The sequence below is a fragment of the Comamonas sp. JUb58 genome (genome assembly GCF_004364775.1).
Taxonomy (GTDB): domain Bacteria; phylum Pseudomonadota; class Gammaproteobacteria; order Burkholderiales; family Burkholderiaceae_C; genus Comamonas.
Genome location: NZ_SOAL01000006.1, coordinates 16,290 through 39,340 on the forward strand (window position 1 = coordinate 16,290; position 23,051 = coordinate 39,340).

Genomic DNA, 23,051 nt, shown 5'->3' on the forward strand with positions numbered 1-23,051 from the left:
GGAACTAACGCAGTACAAAGGGGTTGCTGGTGGTCGCTCCGCTGTTGATCCAGACCGACTTGGTCTGCAGGTATTCGTAGATCGCGCTCTGGCCGTTTTCACGGCCCAGGCCCGAATCCTTGTAGCCGCCAAAGGGGGCCATAAAGCTCACGGCCCGGTAGGTGTTGACCCAGACCGTGCCCGCCTGCAGGCGCTCGGACATGCGCAGCGCGCGGCCGATGTCGCTGGTCCAGACGGCGGCGGCCAGGCCAAAGCGCACATCGTTGGCAATGCGCAGCGCATCGGCCTCGTCGTCAAAGGGAATGACCGAGAGCACCGGGCCAAACACCTCTTCCTGTGCAATGCGCATGCCGTTGTGCACCTGGGTGAGGATGGTGGGCTCGATGAACCAGCCCTTGCCGCATTCGGCGCGCGTAGCCTTGGCGCCGCCCAGCACCACCTGGGCCCCTTCGGCCTTGGCGATCTCGATGTACGACAGCACTTTCTCGTACTGGGGCAGGGTGGTGACCGGGCCCACCTGGGTCTCCAGGCTCATCGGGTCGCCCATGCGGGCGGTAGCGGCAAAGGCCACCAGGCGCTCGACAAAGGCATCGTGGATGCTGCGCTGAACCAGCAGGCGTGATCCGGCGATGCAGGTCTGGCCAGTTGCAGCAAAGATGCCCGAGATCGCGCCGTACATGGCCTGCTCCAGATCGGCATCGGCAAACACGATGTTCGGCGACTTGCCGCCCAGCTCCATCGACGCATGTTTGAGCTGGCCAGCTGCCGCCTGGTTGATGGCGCGGCCCGTCACATCGGAGCCGGTGAAGCTGACCTTGGCGACCAGCGGGTGCGCCACCAGCGCGCTGCCCACCTGCGCACCATAGCCGGTGACCACATTGAACACGCCGGGCGGAAAGCCGGCCTCGTTGAACAGCTCGGCAAATTCCAGGGTCGAGGCCGAGGTGAACTCCGAAGGCTTGACCACCACGGTGCAACCGGCTGCGAGCGCAGGCGCAATCTTCCAGGCCAGCAGGAACAGCGGAGAGTTCCAGGGCGTGATGGCGGCGACGACGCCCAGCGGCTCATGCCGGGTAAAGGCGAAATAGCCTTTCTTGTCCAGCGGCAAGGTTGCCCCTTGCACCTTGTCCGCCAGCCCGCCGTAGTAGTGGAACCACTGCGGGATGTACTGCAGCTGGCCGCGCATTTCGGCGAACAGCTTGCCGTTGTCCATCACTTCGGTGCGGGCGAGCTTCTCGGCATCGCGCTCGATCAAGCTGGCCAGCTTGCGCAGCAAGGCGCCGCGCTCGGTCGCGCTCAGCTGCGGCCAGGCACCGCTGCTGAAGGCGGTGTGCGCCGCCTGCACGGCCGCGTCCACATCGGCGGCGCTGCCTTCCGGTATTTCGGCCCAGGCCTCTCCGGTGTAGGGGTTGAGGCTGGCCATCCATTGGCCGTTGGCAGGTGGCTGCACCTGGCCGGCAATCTGAAGGGAGTAGCGTTTCATGGCAAAGGGCGTTCGGGGGCTGCGGGCAGCTCGGGGTGGTGCTGGAGAGGGCTGGATAGCGCTGAGAAGGGATGCCGGCCGGCATCCCCGCCAAAGGCTAGAACGGCTGCAGGCCCAGCGCGCTGCGGAAGCGGTTCTTGATGAAGGGGCCATCGCGCGGCGGCAGCGCGCGCGGTGGTTCATCGGCATGCACGAGGGCCTGCACAAAGGTGGTGGCCTTGCGGGCATTGATGTGCTCGGCCAGTGCATCGGCCTGGTCCACGGTCTGCAGCTGCTGCACCTGGGCAATGCCAAAGCCGCGCGCCACGGCCACCAGGTCGGTGCCCAGGCTGCTATGGCTTTTTTGCATGCCGGTCTCGCCGTAGTGGCCGTTGTCCAGCACCACGATGCTGAGGTTGGCAGGCGACTTGGCGGCAATCGTGGCCAGGCTGCCAATACCCATCATCTGCTCGCCATCCCCGGTGATGACGACCACCGGGCGCGTGGGCTGGGCCAGCGCAATGCCCAGGGCCACCGACGAGGCGCCGCCCATCGCGCCCCAGAGGTAGTAGTTGTGGTCGCGGTCGCCAGCGGCAAACACATCGTAGGAGGCGGAGCCCAGGCCGGTGACGACCAGCGCATCGGGGGTCTTGGCCAGCAGGCGCGCCACAAACAGGCGGCGGTCCATGGCGGCGGAGTTCTCGCGGGTCTGCATTACTTTCTCTCCCATTTCTTGCGGCCGATCACGTCCTGGCCAATCAGCACGGCGATGCGGGCGCCGGCCATGAAGGCGCCGTCCAGCGCCGCGCTGACGACCTCTTGCGCATCTTCGGGGCGGCGCACGCGCATCACATGGATGCCCATCAGCTCCATCGCGGCCTGGGTGGCCCGACCCATCGGTGCTTGCCAGGGGTTGAACTCGGCGTACTCGCCGCGCATCGTGACGATGGTGACAAAGGGGATGTCAGCGGCGCTCAACAGCGAGAACATGTTGATGCAGTTGCCGACACCGCTGCTTTGCATCAGCAGCACCGCGCGCTGGCCGCCCAGCCAGGCGCCGGCCGCCACGGCCACGCCTTCTTCTTCGGTGGTCAGCGCCACATCGCTGATCTCGGGATCGGCGATCGCGCTCTTGATGACATAGGAGTGGCCGGCATCGGGCACATAGGCCACTTGCTGCACGCCGGCATCCTTGATGGCCTGAAAAATGTCTTTTTGCCAGGGGGGTGGGTTGGGGTTTGCGTTCATCTGCTTTCCGTTTTGTGAACCAGTGAAGGCATCATAAAATGTGATGATGTGATTTGAATAATCACCATTTTTGATACAGCTATCACGCAATCTGATCGAGGCTGCAGCATGGATTTCAAGCAACTCAAGGCCTTCCTGACCGTGGCCGACACCGGCAGCGTGACCCGCGCATCGGAGCTGCTGCATGTGGTGCAGCCGGCCGTGTCGCGCCAGTTGAAGCTGCTGGAGGAAGACCTGGGCTGCGCGCTGTTTGAGCGCGAGCGCCATGGCATGGTGCTGACTGAGCAGGGCCAGGAGCTGGCCAGCTATGCGCGCCGCGCCTTTGGCGAGCTGGAGAAAGCACGGCTGCAGCTGGCCGGCACCCAAGCCGAGGTGACTGGCCTGGTCACCATCGGTTTGTTGCCCAGCACCTGCGATGTCGTATCCAGCGCGCTGGTGGCGGCCATGGCCAGCCGCTACCCGGGCATCAAGCTGCGCTTGACCGTGGCCTATGCGGGCACGCTGCGGCCCTGGCTGGCCAGCGGCCAGGTCGATGTGGCCTTGCTGTATGCGGCCGAGAAGCATCCCGACCTGGTGCTGGAGCCGCTGATTGAAGAAGAGCTGTGGGGCCTGGGGCCCAAAGGCTGCGGCATGGCTGGCGCCAAGGCCGTGCCCATGGCCGATATGGCGCGCCGCGCGCTGGTGCTGCCCAGCAACCCGCATGGCATCCGCCTGCTGGTGGAGCATGCCTGCGCGCTGGAGAACCTGCAGCTCAATATCTGCGTGGAAACCGATGCGCTGCCGGTGCAGCGCAGCGTGGTGATCGATGGCCTGGGCTACACCATCTTGCCGCCCATCGCGGTGGTGAGCGATCTGGCCGCCGGCAGGCTGGAGGGCGCGCCGTTGACGGAGCCCGAGCTCAAGCGGGTGATTGCGCTGGCCTATGCCGCCAACCGCAGCATGACCAAGCCGGTGCGTGCCACCTTGGCGGTGCTGCGCCAGATTCTGGAGGCAGCCGTGGCATCGGGCGGCTGGCCCAGCGGCCAATGGCTGGCTGCGGCATCGGCCAGTGCGCCACAGGCATAAAAAATGCCCGCCTGTCCCTGGAGCAGGGACGGGCGGGCGCCTTGGCGGGAAGAGGAAGGGACTTACTTCAGGTCAAAGCGGTCCAGCTCCATCACCTTGGTCCAGGCGGCGACAAAGTCCTTGACCATCTTCTCCTTGGCGCCGGCCTGGGCATAGACCTCGGCCACAGCGCGCAGGATGGCGTTGGAGCCAAAGACCAGGTCGACGCGGCTGGCCGTCCAGCGCTGGGCACCGGTCTTGCGGTCCAGGCCGACAAAGCTGCCGTCTTCCTGCGCCTTCCATTGCGTGCCCATGTCCAGCAGGTGCACAAAGAAGTCATTGCTCAGGCTGCCTGGCTTGGCGGTCAGCACGCCTTGCTGGTTGCCGGCGGTGTTGATGTTGATGGCGCGCAGGCCGCCGACCAGCACGGTCAGCTCAGGCGCGGTCAAGGTCATCAGCTGGGCCTTGTCGATGAGCAGGGCCTCGGCCGGCGCGGCAAAGCGGCCTTGCAGGTGGTTGCGGAATCCATCTGCCTTGGGCTCCAGGTATTGGAAGGATGCGGCATCGGTCTGCTCGGCCGTGGCATCGGCCCGGCCAGGGTGGAAGGGCACCGTGGTCGGCACGCCGGCATCGGTTGCGGCCTTTTCGACCCCGGCATTGCCCGCCAGCACGATCAGGTCGGCCAGCGAGATGCGCTTGTCGCCATCGGCGGCCTTGTTGAAGGCGCGCTGAATGCCTTCGAGCACGCCCAGCACCTTGGCCAGTTGCGCGGGCTGGTTCACTTCCCAGTCCTTTTGCGGCGCCAGGCGGATGCGGGCACCGTTGGCGCCGCCGCGCATGTCCGAACCCCGGTAGGTCGAGGCCGAAGCCCAGGCCGTGCCCACCAGCTCCTGCACCGTCAGGCCCGATGCCAGCACCTGGGCCTTGAGGCTGGCCACGTCATCGGCATCGACCAGTGGGTGCGTGACTGCGGGAATAGGGTCTTGCCAGACCAGTTCTTCCTTCGGCACTTCCGGGCCCATGTAGCGGCTGCGGGGGCCCATGTCACGGTGGGTCAGCTTGAACCAGGCGCGGGCAAAGGCTTCGGCAAAGGCCTGCGGATTTTCCAGAAAGCGGCGCGAGATCTTTTCGTAGGCCGGGTCCTGGCGCAGCGACAAGTCGGTGGTCAGCATGGTGGGCTTTTTGTTGGGGCCACCATGCGCATCGGGAATGACATCGGGCGCATCCTTGGCCACCCACTGGGTGGCGCCGGCAGGGCTTTTCTCTTGCACCCATTCGTACTTGAACAGGTTCTCGAAGAAGAAATTGCTCCACTGCGCGGGCGTCTGGGTCCAGGTCACTTCCAGGCCGGAGGTGATCGCGTCGCGCCCGGAGCCGGAGCCAAAGCTGCTGGTCCAGCCCAGGCCCTGGGCTTCGATGCCATCGGCCTCGGGCTCGGCACCCACATGGCTGGCTGCGCCGGCGCCATGGGTCTTGCCAAAGGTGTGGCCGCCGGCGATCAGCGCCACAGTCTCTTCGTCGTCCATGGCCATGCGGGCAAAGGTTTCGCGGATGTCGCGTGCGGCCGAGATCGGGTCACCATTGCCGTCCGGGCCTTCGGGGTTCACATAGATCAGGCCCATCTGCACAGCGGCCAGCGGGTTCTCCAGGTCGCGGTCGCCGCTGTAGCGGCTGTTGGCCTTGTCGCTGGTTGCCAGCCATTCCTTCTCTGCCCCCCAGTACACATCCTGGTCAGGCATCCAGGTGTCGACACGGCCACCGGCAAAACCAAAGGTGCGGAAACCCATGGTTTCCAGCGCGACGTTGCCGCAGAGGATCATCAGATCGCCCCAGGAGAGTTGGTTACCGTACTTTTGCTTGATGGGCCAGAGCAGGCGGCGCGACTTGTCGATATTGACGTTGTCGGGCCAGCTGTTGAGGGGCGCAAAGCGCTGCTGCGCGCGGCCTGCGCCGCCACGGCCATCCTGCACGCGGTAGGTGCCAGCGGCATGCCAGGCCATGCGGATGAACTGCGGGCCATAGTGGCCAAAGTCGGCCGGCCACCAGTCTTGCGAGTCGGTCATCAGCGTGCGCAGGTCGCGCTTGACGGCTTCGTAATCGAGCTTCTTGAATTCGTCCGCGTAGTTGAAGTCTGCGCCCAGTGGGTTGTTGTCAGGATGGTGCTGGCTGAGCAGGTCCACGCGCAGCTGGTTGGGCCACCAGCTCTGGCTGGTCGTACCGTTGCCTTGGGCGGCAGTCTCGCTGTTGCGTGTGGCTGCGGCATGAAAGGGGCACTTGGATTCTGTGGTCATGTGGGGTTCTCCGGTTCAGGCTGACAGGTCGCCAGATACCACGGGGGTATCCGAAAAAGGAAACGCCGATGAAATCACCGGTTTCCATGTTTTTTGATTATGGATGCCTTGGGGCTGCCGCAGTGGCTTGCGCTGATTGAATATCCGCAACGCGCTGATTGAGAAAAATCACAAACAGTGCAGACGGAGGGATGGATGGCGCGCAAGCCAAGGACAGCCACGGGCCATTACAGCACCGCTGCGGGAGCTGGCACTGTCAGACAATGACTACAAGAATGGCTCTCTTAAGAGCAGCGTGCAGGGGCGCCCGAGCCCCATGCAGCAATCAGCGGCGCAGGTCTTTGACCAGGGTGCTTTTGCCAAACAGGCTCTGCACCAGGTCCACCACCAGCTCGGCGGTCTGGTTGCGCAGGTCAAGCGCCGGGTTGAGCTCGACGATGTCGATGGAGCCGAGCAGGCCGGTGTCGGCAATCATCTCCATGCACAGCTGCGCCTCGCGGTAGTTGGGGCCGCCGCGCACGGTGGTGCCGGTGCCGGGGGCAATCTCGGGGTCGAGAAAGTCCACATCAAAGCTCAGGTGCAGATGGGTCTGGCTCGGGTCGCAGCCGGCCAATGGTGCCAGTGCGCGCAGCATGGTTTCGCGCATGCCCAGTTCATCGATGGCGCGCATATCGAACACATCGATGTTGTGGGTCTTGATCAAATGCTTTTCTTGCGCATCCACACTGCGCAGCCCGATCTGGCAGAGCGACTGCGGCCCCAGCGCGGGCGCAAAGCCGGCCAGGTGGGTGAGTTCGCGTGGGCCCAGGCCGGAGAGGCAGGCCACCGGAATGCCGTGGATATTGCCCGAGGGAGAGGTGTCGGGCGTGTTGAAGTCGGCATGGGCATCGAGCCAGAGCACAAAGAGGCGCTTGCCGGTGTCGCGGCAATGGCGCGCCACGGCGCTGATCGAGCCTACCGCCAGACTGTGGTCACCGCCGAGCATCAAGGGCATGCGGCCTGCCGCCAACTGCCCATGCACGGCATCGTGCACGGCCTGGTTCCAGGCAACGGCTTCGCCAAAGTTGCGCAGATCGCCATGCTCTGCATCACGTGGTTTGCGCTGGTTCGCGGGCCCGGCCAGGTTGCCCAGGTCACGCACTTCGCATCCCAGTTCGCTCAGCGCAGGGCCCAACTGGGCCACGCGCAAGGCATCCGGCCCCATCGCGGCGCCCAGGCGCCCGGCACCGATGTCGGTGGGTACGCCGATCAGGCTGATGGGAGTGTGCAGGGGGGCGGAGTTCAAATCAGGCTGGGATGGCATGGCGGTCGGCTTCAGTGGGGGCTGGTTCGTTGGGGATAGCGGGCGGCAGCAGCAGCAGCTCGAACAGGTTTTTGGGATTGCTCAATTGTGGCAGCAGGGCCAGCGGTTGCAACAGCTGGTGCTGCCGGGCCAGCGCATGCATATAGCGCAAGGCGGTGTAGTCCTCCAGGGCAAAGCCGACGGAGTCGAACACCGTTATTTCGTCATCGCGCTGGCGGCCGGCTTGCTCGCCGCGCAGCACCTGCCAGAGCTCGGTCACGGCAAAGTCCTCGGGCATGTGCTGGATCTCGCCTTCGATGCGGCTTTGCGGCGCAAATTCAACGAAGACCTTGGCGTCGGGCAGGATCGCCGCATCCAGCTCGGTCTTGCCGGGGCAGTCGCCGCCGACCGCATTCAGGTGCATGCCGGGCGCGACCATGTCGCGGCGCAGGATGGTGGCATTGGTCTTGTCTGCTGTGACGGTGGTGACGATATCGGCGCCTTGCACGGCCTCGGCAGCACTACGGCAGCGCTGCACTTGCAGGCCGGGTATCTGGGCCTGCAGGTTGTGGATGAGTTTGTCGGTGGCGGCGGGATCGATGTCGTAGAGACGCAGCGATTGGATGCCCAGCAGGCCTACAAAGGCCAAGGCTTGGAACTCGCTTTGCGAGCCATTGCCAATCAGCGCCATCGTGCGGCTGCTGCGCCGGGCCAGCAGCTTGGCGGCCATCACTGAGGTGGCGGCGGTGCGCAGCGCGGTGGTCAAGGTCAGTTCGCTCAGCAGGATGGGTGCGCCGGTGTCGGCCCGCATCAGGGCGCCAAAGGCCATGATCGACGGAATGCCCAGCTGCGGGTTCTTGGGGTGGCCGTTGACGTACTTGAACGCGAAGTGGCTGGCATCGGCCACGGGCATCAGCTCCATCACGCCATCGGGCGTGTGCTGGGCCAGGCGCGCGGTCTTGTCAAAGTCTTGCCAACGGGAAAAGTCCTGTTCCAGCGCGCTGACCAGGCCGCGCAGCAGCTCGGTCAGGCCCACACGCTGCACCAGCGTGGCAGCGGCATCGGTGCTGAGAAAGTCAACGTGGCCGGGGTGGTTTGTCATGGTGATGGCTCCTGGTTTTTCGTTATGGCTGCCCGCTGCGCGCGCCAATCAAAGGCGCAGCTGCAGCGGCTGCAACCAGTGTCCACCCAGGCGCCCATAAAGCAAAGTGCAAAAAATGGTAGAAAATGACAGTATTCAGAGCAATTAGTCAGGCCTCATTGTGCATATCGATAATATTGACCAAGCCTTGATCAGCCTGCTGCGCCAGAATGCGCGCGAGAGCGTGGCCACTTTGGCGGGCAAGCTGGGCGTGTCGCGCGGCACCGTCACCAACCGCATGGACCGCCTGGAGCGTGACGGCCTGATCGTCGGCTACAGCGTGCGCCTGCGGCCCGATGTGCAGCCCGATGTGCTGCGCGCCTGGATGAGCATCGAGATCACCGGCAATGACACGCGGCGCGTGATGGCCTCCTTGCTGGGCGAGCCCGGCGTAGCGGCTTTGCACAGCACCAATGGCCGCTGGGATCTGCTGGCCGAGCTGCAGGTGGCCAGCCTGGAGGCGCTGTCGCAGGTGCTGGAGCGGATTCGGCTGATCAAGGGCATCAGCAACAGCGAAACCAGCATCCACCTGGAGAGTTTTCGGGTCTCCTGAGCGCCGCGTTCAGGCCTTGTTGTCCAGCAAAAACGCCAGCGCCTGCTGCAACTGCTGCTGGGCCTGCTCGGTAATGACTGCATCATGGGCCAGCACCAGGCGCTGCACCGGCCAGGCGCAGATGCGGGTAGCGGCTGCGCTGGCAGCGGCCCGGTCGCGGATCGCAAAGCGCAGCGCACGCGGCATGGCCAGGCGGCCGCGCGTGCCATTGAGGCTGTTGAACAGGCGCGCCGACAGCGACAAATCCTGCGGGTAGTACTGCAGCACATCGGTCACGACCAGGCTGGCGCTGGGCAGGTGCAGCCAGACGCACTCGTTCAATATTGGCAAGCCGGCAAAGGGCTGCATCTGCAGGCTGTGCTGCCAGGCTGCCGGCAGTGCCTGGTCCAGGCTGTGCAGCTGGGGCAGGTCAGGGCGCTTGGCGGCCAGGCCTGGCGCGCCCCACAGTTCTGCCTGCGGGTAATGCGCCTGCCATGCACTGGCAAACAAATGGTGCATGCGGTTGGGCGCGACGATCCAGCGCACCTCGCCCAGCGCATCCAGCGCGGCACGCAGCGCAGCCGCAGGTGCAACGGGGGAGTGCAGCCACAGCGCGCCGCCGGGCAGGCGCACGACGGTCATGCGCGTGCGCACCGGCAAGCCGTGCACGCTGATCTGTTGGGTGGCGCTCCAGAGGTCGTTGGCGATAGGTTCAAGCATGCGGGGCCTGGTAGTGGTGGCAAGGAATGCCTTGGATTTTCATTGTGAATCCAGGTGCGCAGGTGCAGAAAATCTGCCAATGGTCAACAATGGCAGCCATCTTTTGAGGAATCGTACATGCACTATGACGTGGTGATTGTGGGCGGCGGTGCAGGTGGACTGGAACTGGCCGCACAACTGGGGCGCAAACTGGGCGCGCGCGAAGGGCGCGAGCGGGTCTTGCTGGTGGACAAAATGCCTTTCCATATCTGGAAGCCCACCTTGCACGAAGTGGCCGCTGGCACGCTGGATGCACACCAGGAAGGTCTGTCTTACACCGTGCTGGCGCGCCGCAACCATTTCAGTTTCGCAATGGGCGAATGCATGGGGCTGGATGCCGCCAAGCAAAGCATTGTGCTGGCGCCGGTGATCAACGATGCCGGCAAGCAGGTGGTGCCCGAGCGCGTCATTAGCTACCAGCACCTGGTGCTGGCCATGGGTAGTGGCTCCAATTCTTTTGGCACCCCGGGTATCGAACATGCCTATTTGCTGGAGAGCGTGCGCGATGCGCAGCGCTTCCATGCCGACTGGCTGAGCGCCTGCGCGCATGCTTCCTATGCCGAGCCGCGTTCGTTGGGCGTCGTCATTGTCGGTGCCGGTGCCACCGGCGTGGAGCTATCGGCCGAGCTGATCGAGGCGCACCAGATGCTGCTGGAGAGCCTGTCGGACAGCCAGCGCTTCCGGCTGGATATCAGCCTGATCGAAGGCGGCGAGCGCATTCTGGGCGGGCTGCCAGCGCGCATCTCCGAACAAGCCCGGGTGGCGCTGGAGCGCAAGGGCGTGCGGGTGATGACCGGCACGCGCGTGCAATCTTTGGCGCAGGGCCAGGTGATTACTTCCAACGGCGAGGTGCCGGCCGATCTGATCGTCTGGGCCGCCGGCATCAAGGCGGCGGACAGCAATGCCCGCTTGGGGCTGGAAGTCAACCGCATCAACCAGTTTGTCGTGGACGACCATTTGCGCACCAGTGCCAGCCGCATCTATGCGATGGGCGATTGCGCCGCTGCCACCTGGACCGAAGGCAAGACCGTGCCGGCCCGCGCGCAGGCGGCGCACCAGCAGGGCAGCTATTTGTGCAAGCTGCTGTTTGCGGCGCTCAAGGAGCGCTCCTTCAACGAGGTCTTTGTCTACCAGGACTTTGGTTCGCTGGTCTCGCTGGGCGACAACAAGGGCGTGGGCAATCTGATGGGTGGGCTGTCGGGCAAGAACTTCTTTGTGCAGGGCCTCATTGCCAAGTGGATGTATATGTCCCTGCACCTGATGCACCACCGCGCCATTCTGGGCACCGGCAAGACGGCGGTGCTGGCGCTGGCCCGTTTGCTGCAGCAACGCGTATCGGGCCGCATGAAGCTGCATTGATGCAGCACTGCCTGGCAGGGCCAGGCAGTTGCGGTGGCGTTCAGGTATCGTCCGGCCCGAGGACGATATCGAGCGAGCTGCCGCCGGCCAGCAGCTTTTGCACTAGCTCGGCCGATGAATCGGCGCCGTATTTGCGCATCAGCCGGGTGCGGTAGATCTCGACCGTGCGGTGGCTGATGCCCAGGCCCCGGCCAATCTCCTTGCTGGTCATGCCTTCGAGCAGATGGGCGGCCACCTCGCGCTCGCGGGCGGTGAGCTCGGCACGCACCGGGCGCAGCGCGCTCAGGTCTTCAAAGCTCCAGACGCCGCCTTCATGCGGATCCTCGCGGTTGAAGGCGCGGCCCATCACATGGCACCAAAACATCTCGCCATTGGCGCGCTTCATGATGCGGTTGTCCGAGTACAGGCCGTGCGCGCCCATGATGGGGGCGATGCGCCGGCCCAGGCGCTCGAACTCATCCGCGCTAGGGTAGAGGATCTGGAAGGACTGGCCCATCATCAGCTCGCGCGAAGTGCGGAACATGTCGCAGACCTGCTCATTGCAGTCGATCATGACCCGCCGGTGGGACACCACCAGGCCCACAGGCGCCATTTCGAAGGCTTGTCGGTAGTCGAGTGGTGTCACTGCCATGGCAAAAATTGTCCCCTTTACGAAATACTACGTATCCTAATACGTAGTATGCTTGATTCGCGAAACAAGCCCTTCTTATCAGGAGACAAGTGTGAATAAGATCTACCCCAGTGCTGCGGACGCGCTCAAAGGCGTGGTGGCAGACAAGCAGTTAATGGCCGTGGGCGGCTTTGGCCTTTGCGGGATTCCCGAGGCCTTGATCGAAGCGCTGCGCGACAGCGGTGTGAAGGACCTCACGGTGGCATCGAACAATGCCGGCGTTGATGGTTTTGGCCTGGGCAAGCTGCTGGAAACGCGCCAGATCAAGAAGATGATCGCGTCCTATGTCGGCGAGAACAAGGAGTTCGAGCGCCAGTACCTGGCAGGCGAGCTGGAACTGGAGTTCACCCCCCAGGGCACCCTGGCCGAGAAGATGCGCGCTGGCGGCGCCGGCATCCCCGCTTTCTTCACCAAGACTGGCGTGGGCACGCAAGTGGCCGAGGGCAAGGAGCTGCGCGAGTTCGATGGCGAGACCTATGTGATGGAGCGCTCCATCGTGGCGGACGTGTCGCTGGTCAAGGCCTGGCGCGCAGACAAGAGCGGCAACCTGCAGTTCCGCCTGACGGCACGCAACTTCAACCCGGCAGCGGCGACCTGCGGCAAGGTCTGCATCGTCGAGGTCGAGGAGATTGTCGAAGTCGGCGCACTCAAGCCCGACGAGATCCATCTGCCGGGCATCTATGTGCACCGCCTGGTGCTCAACGCGACCCCCGAGAAGCGCATTGAAAAGCGCACCATCACCGAGAAGCAGTAAGGAGCCAGTCATGCCTTGGACCCAAGACCAAATGGCCGCACGTGCGGCGCAAGAGCTGGAAGACGGCTTCTATGTGAACCTCGGTATCGGCATTCCTACCTTGGTGGCGAACCACACCGGTGACAAGGAGGTGTGGCTGCAATCGGAAAACGGCATGCTGGGCATCGGCCCCTTCCCGACCGAAGAGGCCATCGACGCCGACCTGATCAATGCCGGCAAGCAGACGGTGACCACGATCGCCGGCTCGTCCATCTTCAGTTCGGACCAGTCCTTTGCGATGATCCGTGGCGGCAAGATCAACCTGTCCATCCTGGGCGCCATGCAGGTGTCTGAAAAGGGTGACCTGGCCAACTGGATGATTCCAGGCAAGATGGTCAAGGGCATGGGCGGCGCGATGGACCTGGTGGCCGGCGTCAAGCGCGTGATCGTGCTGATGGAACACGTGGCCAAGAAGAAGGACGGCACCACCGACCTGAAGATCCTGAAAGACTGCAGCCTGCCATTGACCGGCGTGGGCGTGGTGGACCGCATCATCACCGACCTGGGTGTGTTCGATGTGGTGCCCGAAGGCCTGAAGGTGGTCGAGCTCGCCCCTGAGGTGAGCTTTGACGAGGTGCAATCCAAGACCGGCGTCAGCCTGATCCAGTAAGCGCAGCTGCCCAGCCCTTGCGCGCTGGCGCTGTGGCAACGAGCCCGCCCATCGATCGATGGCGGGCTTTTTTCATGGGCCGCTGCCTGCTGTCGCTTTCCCCATTGCCGGCCCACCGCGCAGGCGACATACTGCGCAGATTCCTTCTCAGACCGATAGCCCCATGAACGCTCCCTTCGCGCCTGCCGACCTCTCCCACCCCTTGTTTGTACGTCCCGATGTGCTGCGCATGCGCGAGGACATGGCGCTGGCCTTGCGGGCCGCTGCGCACTTTGGCCTGGGGGAGGGCGTTTGCAACCATTTCAGCATGGCGCTGCCCGATGGCCAGCATTTTTTGCTGAACCCGCGCGGCCTGATGTGGAGCGAGATTCAGGCGGACGATGTGGTGATGGTGGATGCCCAAGGCACGGTGGTGGCCGGCGGCCATGTGGTTGAGCCGACGGCCATGTTCATCCATGCCGCCGTACACCGCATTGCGCGCAAGACCTGCGTGCTGCACACCCATATGCCCTATGCCACCGCCTTGACCCTGACCACGCAGCGCGCACTGGACACCACCTTGAGCCAGAACGCCATGCGCTTCCACGGCCGCCTGGCCATCGACGCGCAATACAACGGCTTTGCGCTGGACGACAGCGAAGGCGCGCGCATTGCACAGGCCATGCAGGGCGCGGACATCAGCTTTTTGGGCAACCACGGCATCATCGTCTGCGGTGAGCGCATGGACTATGCCTTTGATGACCTCTACTACCTGGAGCGCGCCTGCCAGTCCCAGGTGCTGGCGCAGTCGACCGGTGTGCCGCTGGCGCCTTGCGATCCGGCACTGGCCGCGCGCGTGGCCGAACAGGCCAATGGCGAGCGCCTGCAGTCGACCCTGTTTTTCGAGGCGCTGCGCCGCCAGATTCCTTAAAACAACCGCAGTATTCGCCAAGTCGTGCCGGGCGCTTGCAGTCCATAAATCCAATATAAAGGAAATAATTTCCGCTAAAATGGATGCATGACGGTTGACGAATTGCTCTCTGCCAAGGTGCACGCTTTGCGCAAGCAGCGTGGCTACACCTTGGAGGTGTTGGCCCATCGCAGCGGTGTCAGCCGATCGATGATTTCTTTGATTGAGCGCGGGCAGACCAGCGCCACCGCTGCCGTGCTGGGCAAGCTGGCCCAGGCGCTGCAGGTGCCGCTGGCCGCATTGTTTGCCGATGACCGCCAGGCACAAGCGCCGCAGCCCTTGGCGCGGGCAGATGCCCAGCCGCGCTGGCGCGACCCTGCGACCGGCTACGAGCGCCGCCAGCTGAGCCCGCTGGGCTTTCCGGCGCCGTTCGAGATGGTGGAGGTGGTGTTTCCGCCCGGCCAGCGCGTGGCTTTTGACAATGGTCTGCGCAGCCAGCCCTTGCACCAGCAGCTGTGGCTGCTGCAAGGTGAGCTGCAACTGACCTTGGGCACGCAAAGCTGGCATTTGCAGGCAGGAGACTGCCTGGCCATGGTGCTCGACCAAACCCTTGTATTCAGCAACCCCGGCCGCGCGCCTGCCCGCTACCTGCTGGCCCTGGCCGCGCTGGGCGGCAGCCTGCCGGCGTTGCCTGTGGTTTTTCCTGGAGAGATGGATGACTGAGAGACATTGGGTGCGCTGCACCCACGACCGGCATGCGCCGGCCATTTTGGCGATTCTGAACGACGCCATCGTCAACAGCACGGCGCTGTATGACTACCAGCCCCGCAATGCCGACAATATGCGGACCTGGTTTGATGCCAAGCTCAAGGGCGGCTACCCGGTCATCGGCATCGAGGACGCGGCCGGCGAGCTGCTGGGCTTTGCCAGCTATGGCGCCTTCCGCGCCTACCCGGCCTACAAGTACACGATGGAGCATTCGGTCTATATGCGCGCCGACCAGCGCGGCCAGGGCCTGGGCCTGCAGTTGTTGGAGGCCATCATCGAAGAGGCGCGCAAGCAGGATGTGCATGCCTTGGTGGGCGCCATCGATGCGGCCAACGCCGGCTCGATTGCCTTGCATGAACGCCTGGGTTTCAAGTCCGTCGGCTTGATGCCCCAGGTGGGCTTTAAATTTGGGCGCTGGCTGGACCTGGCCTTGTACCAATTGCTGCTGCCAACGCCGGCCAAGCCGGTGGATGGCTGAGCCCCGGCATCCTGGCGCACCGCATGGGATAATTCGCGCTTTCGCGCAGCGCAGGCGAGGTGCGGGTCTAGGGACCGCATCGGCTTGCGATGGCTGTATCGAGGCTCGATCAGGCTGCGCAGTGGCCGCACAACCTCCTCTGGGTTGTCTCCGGCGCTTGCCCTGATCCTTGAACTGGCACCCTGGTGCCAGCGTGTGCCTTATGTCCCATCGCCAGCCTGTTCGCATCAGCGACATTACCAAGTTCGACACCATCGTCGACGCCCGCTCGCCCGCTGAGTTTGCGCTCGACCATATCCCCGGGGCCATCAACTGCCCCGTGCTGAGCAACGAAGAACGTGCCCAGATCGGCACCATCTACAAGCAGGTCAGCCCCTTTGAGGCCAAGCGCCTGGGCGCAGCCTATGTCAGCGCCAATCTGGCGCGCCACCTGCACGACACCTTCCACGACCGGCCTGCCAACTGGAAGCCGCTGGTCTACTGCTGGCGCGGCGGCCTGCGCAGTGGCTCGATGGTGACCTGGCTGCGCCTGGTGGGCTGGGATGCGCAGCAGCTGGCCGGCGGCTACAAGGGCTTTCGCGGCCATGTGATCGAGCGTTTGGAATCGCTGGTGCCGCGCCTGCGCCTGCAGGTGCTCTGCGGCGCCACCGGCAGTGCCAAAACCCGGGTGCTGCATGCGCTGGCAGCGCAGGGCGCACAGGTGATTGACCTGGAAGGCTATGCCAGCCACAAGGGTTCGCTGTTGGGCCACCTGCCTGGTGTGGAGCAGCCCAGCCAGAAGCACTTCGAGACCTTGCTGGCCACGCAGATCGGCCATTTCGATCTGGAGCGCCCGGTCTTCATCGAAGGCGAAAGCGCCAAGATCGGGCGCATCTCGGTGCCGATGGCGCTGGTCGAGCATATGCGCCAGGCCCCGGTCATCGAGGTCAAGGCCTCGGCAGAGGCCCGCCTGGCCTATTTGCTGCGCGACTATGCCTACCTGGGCGCCGATGCCGATTTGCTGGCCACCAAGCTGGGCTATCTGAAGGAGCTGCAAGGCAAGGAGGTCGTAGGCCGCTGGCAAGACTGGGCAGTGCAGGGCCAGCTTGCGTCACTGTTTGCCGAGCTGATGGCCTTGCACTACGACCCGCATTACGAGCGCAGCCAGGCGCGCAATTTTGCCCATTGGGCGGCACGCCAGAGCCTGCAGACCGATGACCTGTCAGACCTGCGCATTGGCGAGTTGGCGGCGCAGATCAGGCAGCAGGCTATTGAAGCCTGATGGCCTTTTGAACAGGTTCTTAGAACGTCGGCAGCCCGAATCGCTGCCCCAGTGGCGAGAACAGCAGGCACAGCCCCACCAGGTTGAGCACCACCGTCAGCCAGAACACCTGCAGAAATTCCTGCTTGCTGGATTTGTGGCGCAGCCAGCGCTGGGCCAGCAAGGCCCCTGGCCAACCGCCCAGCAAACCCAGCAGCCACAAGTGCTTCTCGGGAGTGCGCCAATGCCCTTGCTGCGCGGCAGCCTTGTCCCAGGCATACCAGGCAAAGGTGACCAGCGAGGCCAGTACATACCAGCCTGCAGCGCGCCAGGTGGAGCCAAAGCTCAGGCCGAGGACCAGCAGCAGCACCGCCAACGCGGGGATGAACAACAGGGCCGCGCCGCCGGATGGGGCTGATCGGGCAGTACGGGCAGCCTGGCGCTGAGGGCGCGTGGCTGCGGTCCTTGGGCGACTGGCATGTGGCGACTGCGATACCGCTACGCCCAGCACGCGGGCGCGGCTGGCCCGGGGTTTGTCGCCAGCAGGCTTGTCCAGCACATAGCTCAGGCGCTGGCGGGCTTGGGGCCGGGCAGCAGTGTTTTGGAACGCGGAAATGTGCACAAAAACGGGCGGGCCGCCGCCATCGGGGGCGATAAAGCCAAAGCCGCGCTCATCGTTCCAGGATTGCAGGGTGCCTTCAAGCAGCATAGGCTTCCAGCTGCGCAGCGGCTTCTTCCCATTGGTTTTCGCTGAACACGGCAACGCCCGCCTGGCGCAGCAGGCTGCAGGCCAGGCCTTCGCCTGGCACCGTGTGGCCGGCAAACTGCCCGTCATAGACGTGGCTGGAGCCGCAGGTTGGGCTGAACTCCTTGAGCACCGCCACCCGGATGCCATGGCGCTGCACCAGTTGCAGTGCCAGTTGCGCGCCATGCACAAAGGCGGCGGTCACATCGTTGCCCGCACTGTCACGCACCTGGGCGGCATGGCGCAGCACCGCGATGCTGGTGCCGCCGACAATTTCGGCAGGCAAACGGGGGGTGGGCAGGCCTGCAGCCATCTCGGGGCAGAGGCTCACTACTTGCTGCTGTGCCAGCCAGCAGTCCAGCACCGCGTGCTGCGCCCATTTGTGGCTGCCGTCATAGCGCACCGGCTGGCCGAGCAGGCAGCCGCTGACCAGCACCTTGGGGAGCGCGGGCTTCAGCATGCCAGCACCTCCACCTGCAGAGCCTGTTCGCTGGCCTCGCAGCGCAGGCTGCTGCCGCTGAGCTGCAGTTGCAGTCCATGGGCGAATTGCAGATGCAGGCTGAGCGCCTCTGCCTGGAAATCGCTGGGCACAGCCAAGATGCTGAGCCTTTGTGGGCCCAGCTGCAGCCAGCCGCTGGCCAGCAAGCCAAAGGCTTGCGCCTGGTCAGCGATGGCGGGCGGGCAGGGGTTCAGCAGCAGGCGCAGGCCATTGTTGTAGCTTTGCTGGGTGTCGCTTCCCTGGCGCTCAGTGACCAGCGCGGCTGAAAATTCGATGCTGCAGCCTTCCGCGGTGTGGTGGATACGGCTGATTTCGGAGTCGGCAAATTCAAACTGGCGAGGCATCCCGCGATTGTCGCAGACCGAGGCGAGCGCCCGCAGCAGATCTGCAGGACTCATGCCTCCCCGGATTGCGCCACGCAGTCAGCCAGCCAAGGCATCGCTGATGCGGTCCAGATCTGCCGCTGCGGCGGCAGCTGTGCGCGTTCCTCCACGCAGCCCAGACGGATCACCACGAACTCCGGGTTCTGGGCGGCACAGCCATACAGCGGCGTGCCGCAGACGGGGCAGAAGACCTGGTCGCGGCGCTGGCCGCTTTGCGCGGTCTTGGTATAGGTCTGTACCGCGCCTTGCAGCGAAAAATCGGCGATCGCGGCTTTGACGATGGCGCGCATCGGGGCGCCCGACAGCACCTGGCAGTCGCTGCAATGGCAAACGCTAACCTGGCTTGGGTCGATCAAGGCGGTAAAGCGAACCGCCTGGCAATGGCATGCGCCGTGGATGAGCATGGGCAGGACCTGGAAGGAAGTGGGTGGGGGGAGCTGTCTTTGTACTGCATCACAGCTGCCCCGTGTGCGCCTCGGTGGCATGACTCTTGCATAACTGTCAACAAGCGAAAGCGGATCAGTTCGGCAAGCTATGTACGAATATCTTTACAGTTTCTGGTGCAGTAACTATGGTTGCATATAGAAACAACCAGGGTTCTATGTGAAAGCTTGATGAATTGCTGAAAATCAATAAAAACAATCGGTTATGGAGTAGTTGCGTCTGGATTCGTGCATAATTCCGCAAAATTCCACGGGAAAACCCAGGTAATTGGGGGAATAACTGGTTTGGATTTTGTTACATATTTATGAATTGTCTTCAAAATAAACCGTGCTAAAGTCGCCCGCTATGTCACCGAAATGGATTTGCACCCTCATCGTCGCCGCGTCTGTCAGCGCACATGCCGCCCCCGAGAGCGAACACAAGCCATCCGATCTGGATTTGCTGTTGGGCATTGGCCAAAGCAGTCTTTCCAAGCTCGATTCGGTGCATCACCAGGTCAAGGACCAGGCCAATGTGCTGATCAGCAATGCGCTGAGCCTCATTGGCGTGCCCTACCGTCGTGGCGGTAACAGCGCAGAGACGGGTTTTGACTGCAGTGGTCTGGTACGCGCTGTGTATGCGGAGAGCTGGGGCAAGATCCTGCCACGCCGCGCAGAAGAGCAGGCTGCCGCGACCGACAAGATTGAAAAAGCGGAGCTCAAGCCCGGTGATCTGGTGTTTTTCAACACCATGCGCCGGGCTTTCAGCCATGTGGGGATCTACATGGGTGACGGCAAGTTCATCCATTCGCCTCGTACTGGCAAGACTGTTCGGGTCGAGAGCATGGACATCGCCTACTGGGAAAAACGCTTTGACGGCGCCCGCCGTGTGGAGCTCAGCGAAGAGGCCCGCACCAAGCTGATGCAGCAGGTCAACCTCGATGGTGCAGAAGCGCAGGACCTGATTGGCCGCGTGATGTCCAAGACCAATATGCGTGTGAACTGAGCGCCTTGCCCTCTGCAGCGGGTGCTGCACAAGCGAAACAAGCTTCCTTCGGGGAGCTTTTTTGTTGCCTGCGCGGTGCTGCTTGGCTGACCTGCGCTAAGGGAGTAGTAGGGGCCTCAGTCCTGCGCCCCTTCTATATAGAAGCGGCGTGAGGTACAGGCGTAAAAAAGGCTGCCTCTGGGGCAGCCTGGGTGGGCAACATGCTGGAGAGGCTCCAGCAAGGCTTTACTTGATCATTTGCAGGATATCGCGGAAGTCTTCGTGCTCGCAGCTGCGCAGCCATTCGAAGATGACCATTTCGGTGGTGACCAACTCAGCGCCGGCACCGGCCAGGCGGTCAAAGGCGGCATCGCGGTTGCGCTCGGTGCGGCTGCTGCAGGCGTCGGTGACTACGCAGACATCGAACTCGTCCTCCAGCAACTCCAGCGCGGTCTGCAGCAGGCAGACATGGGCTTCGCAGCCGGCAATGATGATGCTGTTGCGCTCCGGGGCTGCTTGCTGCGGCTTTTGCAGGTGCTTGGGCAGGCTGCGGGCATTGCCGCCCTGCGGCTTGGCAGGAGAGCGCAGCCACTCGTTCAGGCCTTCTGGTACGGCGCTGAAGAACATCTTGGCCAAGGTCTTGTTGCACAGGCCGCGCAGCTCTGCCGCATTGGGGCCGAGCTTGCTGGGGTTTTGCTCGGTGCCAAACACGGGCACCTGCAGTTGCTGGGCTACCTGGGCCAGCAGGGTGGCGTTTTTCAACACCTGCGCGCCATCAAAAATGGCGGGCATCAGTTTTTCCTGGTAGTCGACCAGCACCAGCTGGGATTCTTCAAAATCTATAAGCATGCGGCATTTTACCTGTGGCGGCGCCCGGCCGCTGCTGCGGTCTGGTGCGGAAGGGGGCGGAAAATGCGAAATCTATCCAATAGCGGCTCACTGGCTGGCCGCAGGCAGGCGCCAGGTTCAGCGCGGGTCCTGGTCCAGTGCCGGCGCATAGACCACCGGCAGCACAATGCCCGCTTCATGTGCCACCCGCACGCAGTCGCGCAAGTGCTGCTCGCCCAGGTAGCGCAAGGTGGCGTAACCCAAAGCGGCGGATACGGCCTGGCCGGCAATCGGCACATATTTGCTGGCCTGCTGCACGGTCAGGCGCATGCCCAGCGCTTTGGCGCCGCGCATGATCACATCCTTGGTGATCAGCTTGCCCACCAGCACGCCGCCGAGCATGTTGACGGTGTTCTGCACCTTGGCGCGCTTGGCCGGGGTCAGGCGCGCGATCTGCTCATCGCTCAAGCCAAAGTAATTGCTGATTTGCGGAATCAGCCGCGACAGCAAGGCGGCGTCCACCGCCATGTCGAGCCCAGGCACCGGCGTGGCGCTGGCCAGGGCGGCCATCAGGGCTTTGCGGTGCAGCAGCTTTTGGGACTGCTCAACCGCCTCCCGCAGCGCAGGGTTGCCGGTCTGGGCGGCCAGTTGCAGTGCGGAGAGGGGGCGGGGCTTGCGTCCAAGTTTCATGGCTGGGGTCGTGAGGTAAACAGCTGGAAAAAAAAGCCTGCGTCAGCGGGATGCCCCGGCTGGCGCAGGCTGTTGTGTGCTTAGCGCTTGCGGATCAGGCCGTAGAGCACGAGCAAGATGATGGCGCCGACGATGGAGGCGATCCAGCCTGCTGCCTGGCCTTCCTGGTACCAGCCCATGGCCACGCCGGCATAGCTGGCCAGCAGCGAGCCGGCAATGCCCAGCAGGATGGTCATGATCCAGCCCATCTTGTCGTCTCCGGGCTTGATGGCCCGCGCAATGAGGCCCACGATCAGGCCTACAAAAATGGTTCCAATGATGGACATTCGTCTTTCTCCGTTGAGCTGTGAACACCAGTGCCTCGGGTTGAGGCGGCCCTGGCCAATACGCCCTGAAGCGTACCAAGGCACTTTAAGGCTGTTTGTAGGAGAAGGCTTCTAATACCTCGGCTTTACGTCATAAACAACGGTGAACTGGCGCTGTCATGCGCATGAAAAAAGCAGCCGGTGCCGTTGCCGGCGCGGGCTGCTTTTGGCCGGACCTAGCCGGGCCGGGCCGCGAAGGGCCCAGTCCGGAGGCGGTCAGAGAATTAAGCGACGACCTTGGCGATCGATGCGCAGACGTGCTCGATGTTCTTGCTGTTCAGCGCAGCCACGCACATGCGGCCGGTGTCCGTGCCGTACACGCCGAATTCGGAGCGCAGGCGCACCATCTGGTCCTTGCTCAGGCCCGAGTACGAGAACATGCCGATCTGGGTGGTGATGAAGCTCATGTCCTGCTTCACGCCGGCGGCCTTGAGGCCGTCCACCAGCTTCTGGCGCATTTCCTTGATGCGCACGCGCATTTCGCCCAGTTCCTTTTCCCACAGGGCGCGCAGCTCGGGGTTGTTCAGCACGGCGGCCACCACGGCACCACCGTGGGTCGGTGGGTTGGAGTAGTTGGTGCGGATGACAACCTTGAGCTGGCTCAGCACGCGGCTGGCTTCTTCCTTGTCGGTGGCGACCACGGACAGCGCGCCCACGCGCTCACCGTAGAGCGAGAAGCTCTTGGAGAACGAGGTCGACACAAAAATGTTCAGGCCAGCGGCGATGAACTTGCCGATCACGGCGCCGTCTTCGGCAATGCCGTGGCCAAAGCCTTGGTAGGCCATGTCCAGGAAAGCGACCAGGTTCTTGGCCTTGACCACTTCAATGACCTTGTCCCACTGGGAGGCGGTGATGTCGTAGCCGGTGGGGTTGTGGCAGCAGGCATGCAGCACCACGACGGTGCCTGCGGCAGCTGCGTTCAGGTCGGCGATCATGCCGTCGAAATCGATGGCGCGGTTGGCTGCGTCGTAGTAGCGGTAGCTGGCGACTTCAAAACCGGCGTTCTGGAAGATCGCGCGGTGGTTTTCCCAGCTCGGGTCGGAGATCAGCACCTTGGCTTGGGGGTTCAGGCGCTTCAGAAAGTCGGCACCAATCTTCAGGCCGCCGGTGCCGCCCACGGCTTGCACGGTAGCCACGCGGCCGGATGCCACGACTTCGGAATCCGCGCCGAACACCAGGCCCTTGACAGCGCTGTCATAGGCTGCGATACCGTCGATAGGCAGGTAGCCACGGGGCGTGGGCTTGTCCATCATGGCTTTCTCGGCGGCTTGCACGCACTGCAGCAGCGGCAGCTTGCCGTTGTCGTCGAAATACACGCCCACGCCCAGGTTTACTTTTTGCGGGTTGGTATCGGCTGCGTATTGCTCATTGAGACCCAGGATCGGGTCGCGTGGGGCCATTTCGACGGAAGAGAAAAGAGACATGTGTAGTCCTTGGTAGGTAGAAATCTGGCTTTGCACCCCAAAATGCCAAACAAGAGGCCATCGCCTCCACCGCAATTTTGCAGTACGCTTTGGGGTTAACCCCGTATTCTAGCGACGCCCGCTCGCGCGTGGCATACCCGACCT

26 protein-coding genes are annotated in these 23,051 nt (G+C 63.6%); 10 read left to right on the forward strand and 16 right to left on the reverse strand.

Annotation, left to right across the window (positions count from 1 at the left end; translation table 11 throughout):
• Positions 1 to 4 precede the first annotated feature (4 nt).
• The 3 genes from EDF71_RS07565 to EDF71_RS07575 form a co-directional block, all read right to left on the reverse strand.
• Positions 5 to 1,483 carry an aldehyde dehydrogenase gene (locus tag EDF71_RS07565; protein ID WP_133855986.1) on the reverse strand — a complete coding sequence of 493 codons (1,479 nt, stop codon included), beginning with the start codon at positions 1,481 to 1,483 and terminating at the stop codon, positions 5 to 7.
• A 97-nt stretch (positions 1,484 to 1,580) separates the two neighbouring features.
• The gene (locus EDF71_RS07570) at positions 1,581 to 2,192 is read right to left on the reverse strand and encodes a thiamine pyrophosphate-dependent enzyme (protein WP_243854216.1); all 612 of its coding nucleotides are present in this window, start codon (positions 2,190 to 2,192) and stop codon (positions 1,581 to 1,583) included.
• Complete coding sequence (locus tag EDF71_RS07575) at positions 2,177 to 2,710, reverse strand: thiamine pyrophosphate-binding protein (protein WP_133855987.1); 534 nt, start codon at positions 2,708 to 2,710, stop codon at positions 2,177 to 2,179. The genes EDF71_RS07570 and EDF71_RS07575 overlap by 16 nt, the downstream gene beginning before the upstream one ends.
• Before the next feature lie 108 nt (positions 2,711 to 2,818).
• Here EDF71_RS07575 and EDF71_RS07580 point away from each other — a divergent pair, with 108 nt between their 5' ends.
• On the forward strand, positions 2,819 to 3,775 hold the full coding sequence (locus tag EDF71_RS07580) for a LysR substrate-binding domain-containing protein (RefSeq protein WP_133855988.1): 957 nt from the start codon (positions 2,819 to 2,821) through the stop codon (positions 3,773 to 3,775).
• Positions 3,776 to 3,837: 62 nt separating this feature from the next.
• On the opposite strand, the gene katG is transcribed toward EDF71_RS07580, so the two are convergent.
• From katG to EDF71_RS07595, 3 genes are all read right to left on the reverse strand, one after another.
• Entirely contained in the window at positions 3,838 to 6,045 is a 2,208-nt protein-coding gene (gene katG, locus EDF71_RS07585) for a catalase/peroxidase HPI (protein WP_133855989.1), read from the reverse strand.
• A gap of 325 nt (positions 6,046 to 6,370) precedes the next feature.
• Positions 6,371 to 7,348 carry an arginase gene (gene rocF, locus EDF71_RS07590; protein ID WP_133855990.1) on the reverse strand — a complete coding sequence of 326 codons (978 nt, stop codon included), beginning with the start codon at positions 7,346 to 7,348 and terminating at the stop codon, positions 6,371 to 6,373.
• The gene (locus tag EDF71_RS07595) at positions 7,332 to 8,429 is read right to left on the reverse strand and encodes an ornithine cyclodeaminase (RefSeq protein WP_133855991.1); all 1,098 of its coding nucleotides are present in this window, start codon (positions 8,427 to 8,429) and stop codon (positions 7,332 to 7,334) included. The genes rocF and EDF71_RS07595 overlap by 17 nt, the downstream gene beginning before the upstream one ends.
• Positions 8,430 to 8,595: 166 nt before the next feature.
• On the opposite strand from EDF71_RS07595, the gene EDF71_RS07600 reads away from it, so the two are divergent.
• Entirely contained in the window at positions 8,596 to 9,021 is a 426-nt protein-coding gene (locus tag EDF71_RS07600; protein ID WP_133856181.1) for an Lrp/AsnC family transcriptional regulator, read from the forward strand.
• 9 nt (positions 9,022 to 9,030) lie between these two features.
• Here EDF71_RS07600 and EDF71_RS07605 read toward each other — a convergent pair whose 3' ends face one another.
• Complete coding sequence (locus EDF71_RS07605) at positions 9,031 to 9,720, reverse strand: DUF4336 domain-containing protein (RefSeq protein ID WP_133855992.1); 690 nt, start codon at positions 9,718 to 9,720, stop codon at positions 9,031 to 9,033.
• A gap of 117 nt (positions 9,721 to 9,837) precedes the next feature.
• Here EDF71_RS07605 and EDF71_RS07610 point away from each other — a divergent pair, with 117 nt between their 5' ends.
• The gene (locus EDF71_RS07610; protein ID WP_133855993.1) at positions 9,838 to 11,118 is read left to right on the forward strand and encodes an NAD(P)/FAD-dependent oxidoreductase; all 1,281 of its coding nucleotides are present in this window, start codon (positions 9,838 to 9,840) and stop codon (positions 11,116 to 11,118) included.
• A 40-nt stretch (positions 11,119 to 11,158) separates the two neighbouring features.
• Here the strand turns inward: EDF71_RS07610 and EDF71_RS07615 are convergent, their stop codons facing one another.
• Positions 11,159 to 11,749: a PAS and helix-turn-helix domain-containing protein gene (locus EDF71_RS07615; protein WP_133855994.1), complete on the reverse strand. Its 591-nt coding sequence runs from the start codon at positions 11,747 to 11,749 to the stop codon at positions 11,159 to 11,161.
• Positions 11,750 to 11,840: 91 nt separating this feature from the next.
• Here EDF71_RS07615 and EDF71_RS07620 point away from each other — a divergent pair, with 91 nt between their 5' ends.
• The 6 genes from EDF71_RS07620 (at position 11,841) to mnmH (ending at position 16,587) form a co-directional block, all read left to right on the forward strand.
• Positions 11,841 to 12,542: a CoA transferase subunit A gene (locus EDF71_RS07620; RefSeq protein ID WP_133855995.1), complete on the forward strand. Its 702-nt coding sequence runs from the start codon at positions 11,841 to 11,843 to the stop codon at positions 12,540 to 12,542.
• 10 nt (positions 12,543 to 12,552) lie between these two features.
• Entirely contained in the window at positions 12,553 to 13,191 is a 639-nt protein-coding gene (locus EDF71_RS07625; RefSeq protein WP_133855996.1) for a 3-oxoacid CoA-transferase subunit B, read from the forward strand.
• A gap of 163 nt (positions 13,192 to 13,354) precedes the next feature.
• On the forward strand, positions 13,355 to 14,101 hold the full coding sequence (locus EDF71_RS07630) for an aldolase (RefSeq protein WP_133855997.1): 747 nt from the start codon (positions 13,355 to 13,357) through the stop codon (positions 14,099 to 14,101).
• Between the two features lie 87 nt (positions 14,102 to 14,188).
• Entirely contained in the window at positions 14,189 to 14,803 is a 615-nt protein-coding gene (locus tag EDF71_RS07635; protein WP_133855998.1) for a helix-turn-helix domain-containing protein, read from the forward strand.
• Positions 14,796 to 15,326 carry a GNAT family N-acetyltransferase gene (locus EDF71_RS07640; RefSeq protein ID WP_133855999.1) on the forward strand — a complete coding sequence of 177 codons (531 nt, stop codon included), beginning with the start codon at positions 14,796 to 14,798 and terminating at the stop codon, positions 15,324 to 15,326. The genes EDF71_RS07635 and EDF71_RS07640 overlap by 8 nt, the downstream gene beginning before the upstream one ends.
• A 202-nt stretch (positions 15,327 to 15,528) precedes the next feature.
• Entirely contained in the window at positions 15,529 to 16,587 is a 1,059-nt protein-coding gene (mnmH, locus tag EDF71_RS07645) for a tRNA 2-selenouridine(34) synthase MnmH (RefSeq protein WP_133856000.1), read from the forward strand.
• 19 nt (positions 16,588 to 16,606) lie between these two features.
• Here the strand turns inward: mnmH and EDF71_RS07650 are convergent, their stop codons facing one another.
• Genes EDF71_RS07650 through EDF71_RS07665 form a run of 4 tightly spaced genes read right to left on the reverse strand, consistent with a single transcriptional unit; the run spans position 16,607 to position 18,597 of the window.
• On the reverse strand, positions 16,607 to 17,275 hold the full coding sequence (locus EDF71_RS07650) for a DUF1294 domain-containing protein (protein WP_133856001.1): 669 nt from the start codon (positions 17,273 to 17,275) through the stop codon (positions 16,607 to 16,609).
• On the reverse strand, positions 17,265 to 17,771 hold the full coding sequence (locus tag EDF71_RS07655; RefSeq protein WP_133856002.1) for a DUF523 domain-containing protein: 507 nt from the start codon (positions 17,769 to 17,771) through the stop codon (positions 17,265 to 17,267). The genes EDF71_RS07650 and EDF71_RS07655 overlap by 11 nt, the downstream gene beginning before the upstream one ends.
• Entirely contained in the window at positions 17,765 to 18,154 is a 390-nt protein-coding gene (locus EDF71_RS07660; protein ID WP_166656482.1) for a hypothetical protein, read from the reverse strand. Before EDF71_RS07660 ends, EDF71_RS07655 begins: the two co-directional genes overlap by 7 nt.
• A 50-nt stretch (positions 18,155 to 18,204) precedes the next feature.
• Positions 18,205 to 18,597 (reverse strand): GFA family protein, encoded by a 393-nt coding sequence (locus EDF71_RS07665; RefSeq protein WP_133856004.1) that lies wholly within the window; start codon positions 18,595 to 18,597, stop codon positions 18,205 to 18,207.
• Positions 18,598 to 18,982: 385 nt separating this feature from the next.
• Here EDF71_RS07665 and EDF71_RS07670 point away from each other — a divergent pair, with 385 nt between their 5' ends.
• Complete coding sequence (locus EDF71_RS07670) at positions 18,983 to 19,621, forward strand: C40 family peptidase (protein ID WP_133856005.1); 639 nt, start codon at positions 18,983 to 18,985, stop codon at positions 19,619 to 19,621.
• Positions 19,622 to 19,846: 225 nt separating this feature from the next.
• Here EDF71_RS07670 and EDF71_RS07675 read toward each other — a convergent pair whose 3' ends face one another.
• From EDF71_RS07675 to EDF71_RS07690, 4 genes are all read right to left on the reverse strand, one after another.
• Complete coding sequence (locus EDF71_RS07675; RefSeq protein ID WP_133856006.1) at positions 19,847 to 20,449, reverse strand: isochorismatase family protein; 603 nt, start codon at positions 20,447 to 20,449, stop codon at positions 19,847 to 19,849.
• A gap of 117 nt (positions 20,450 to 20,566) precedes the next feature.
• Positions 20,567 to 21,118 (reverse strand): hypothetical protein, encoded by a 552-nt coding sequence (locus EDF71_RS07680; protein ID WP_133856007.1) that lies wholly within the window; start codon positions 21,116 to 21,118, stop codon positions 20,567 to 20,569.
• A gap of 80 nt (positions 21,119 to 21,198) precedes the next feature.
• On the reverse strand, positions 21,199 to 21,444 hold the full coding sequence (locus tag EDF71_RS07685) for a GlsB/YeaQ/YmgE family stress response membrane protein (RefSeq protein ID WP_133856008.1): 246 nt from the start codon (positions 21,442 to 21,444) through the stop codon (positions 21,199 to 21,201).
• A 263-nt stretch (positions 21,445 to 21,707) separates the two neighbouring features.
• A complete protein-coding gene (locus tag EDF71_RS07690) occupies positions 21,708 to 22,907 on the reverse strand; it encodes an amino acid aminotransferase (protein WP_133856009.1) in 1,200 nt (399 codons plus the stop codon).
• Positions 22,908 to 23,051: the final 144 nt, after the last annotated feature.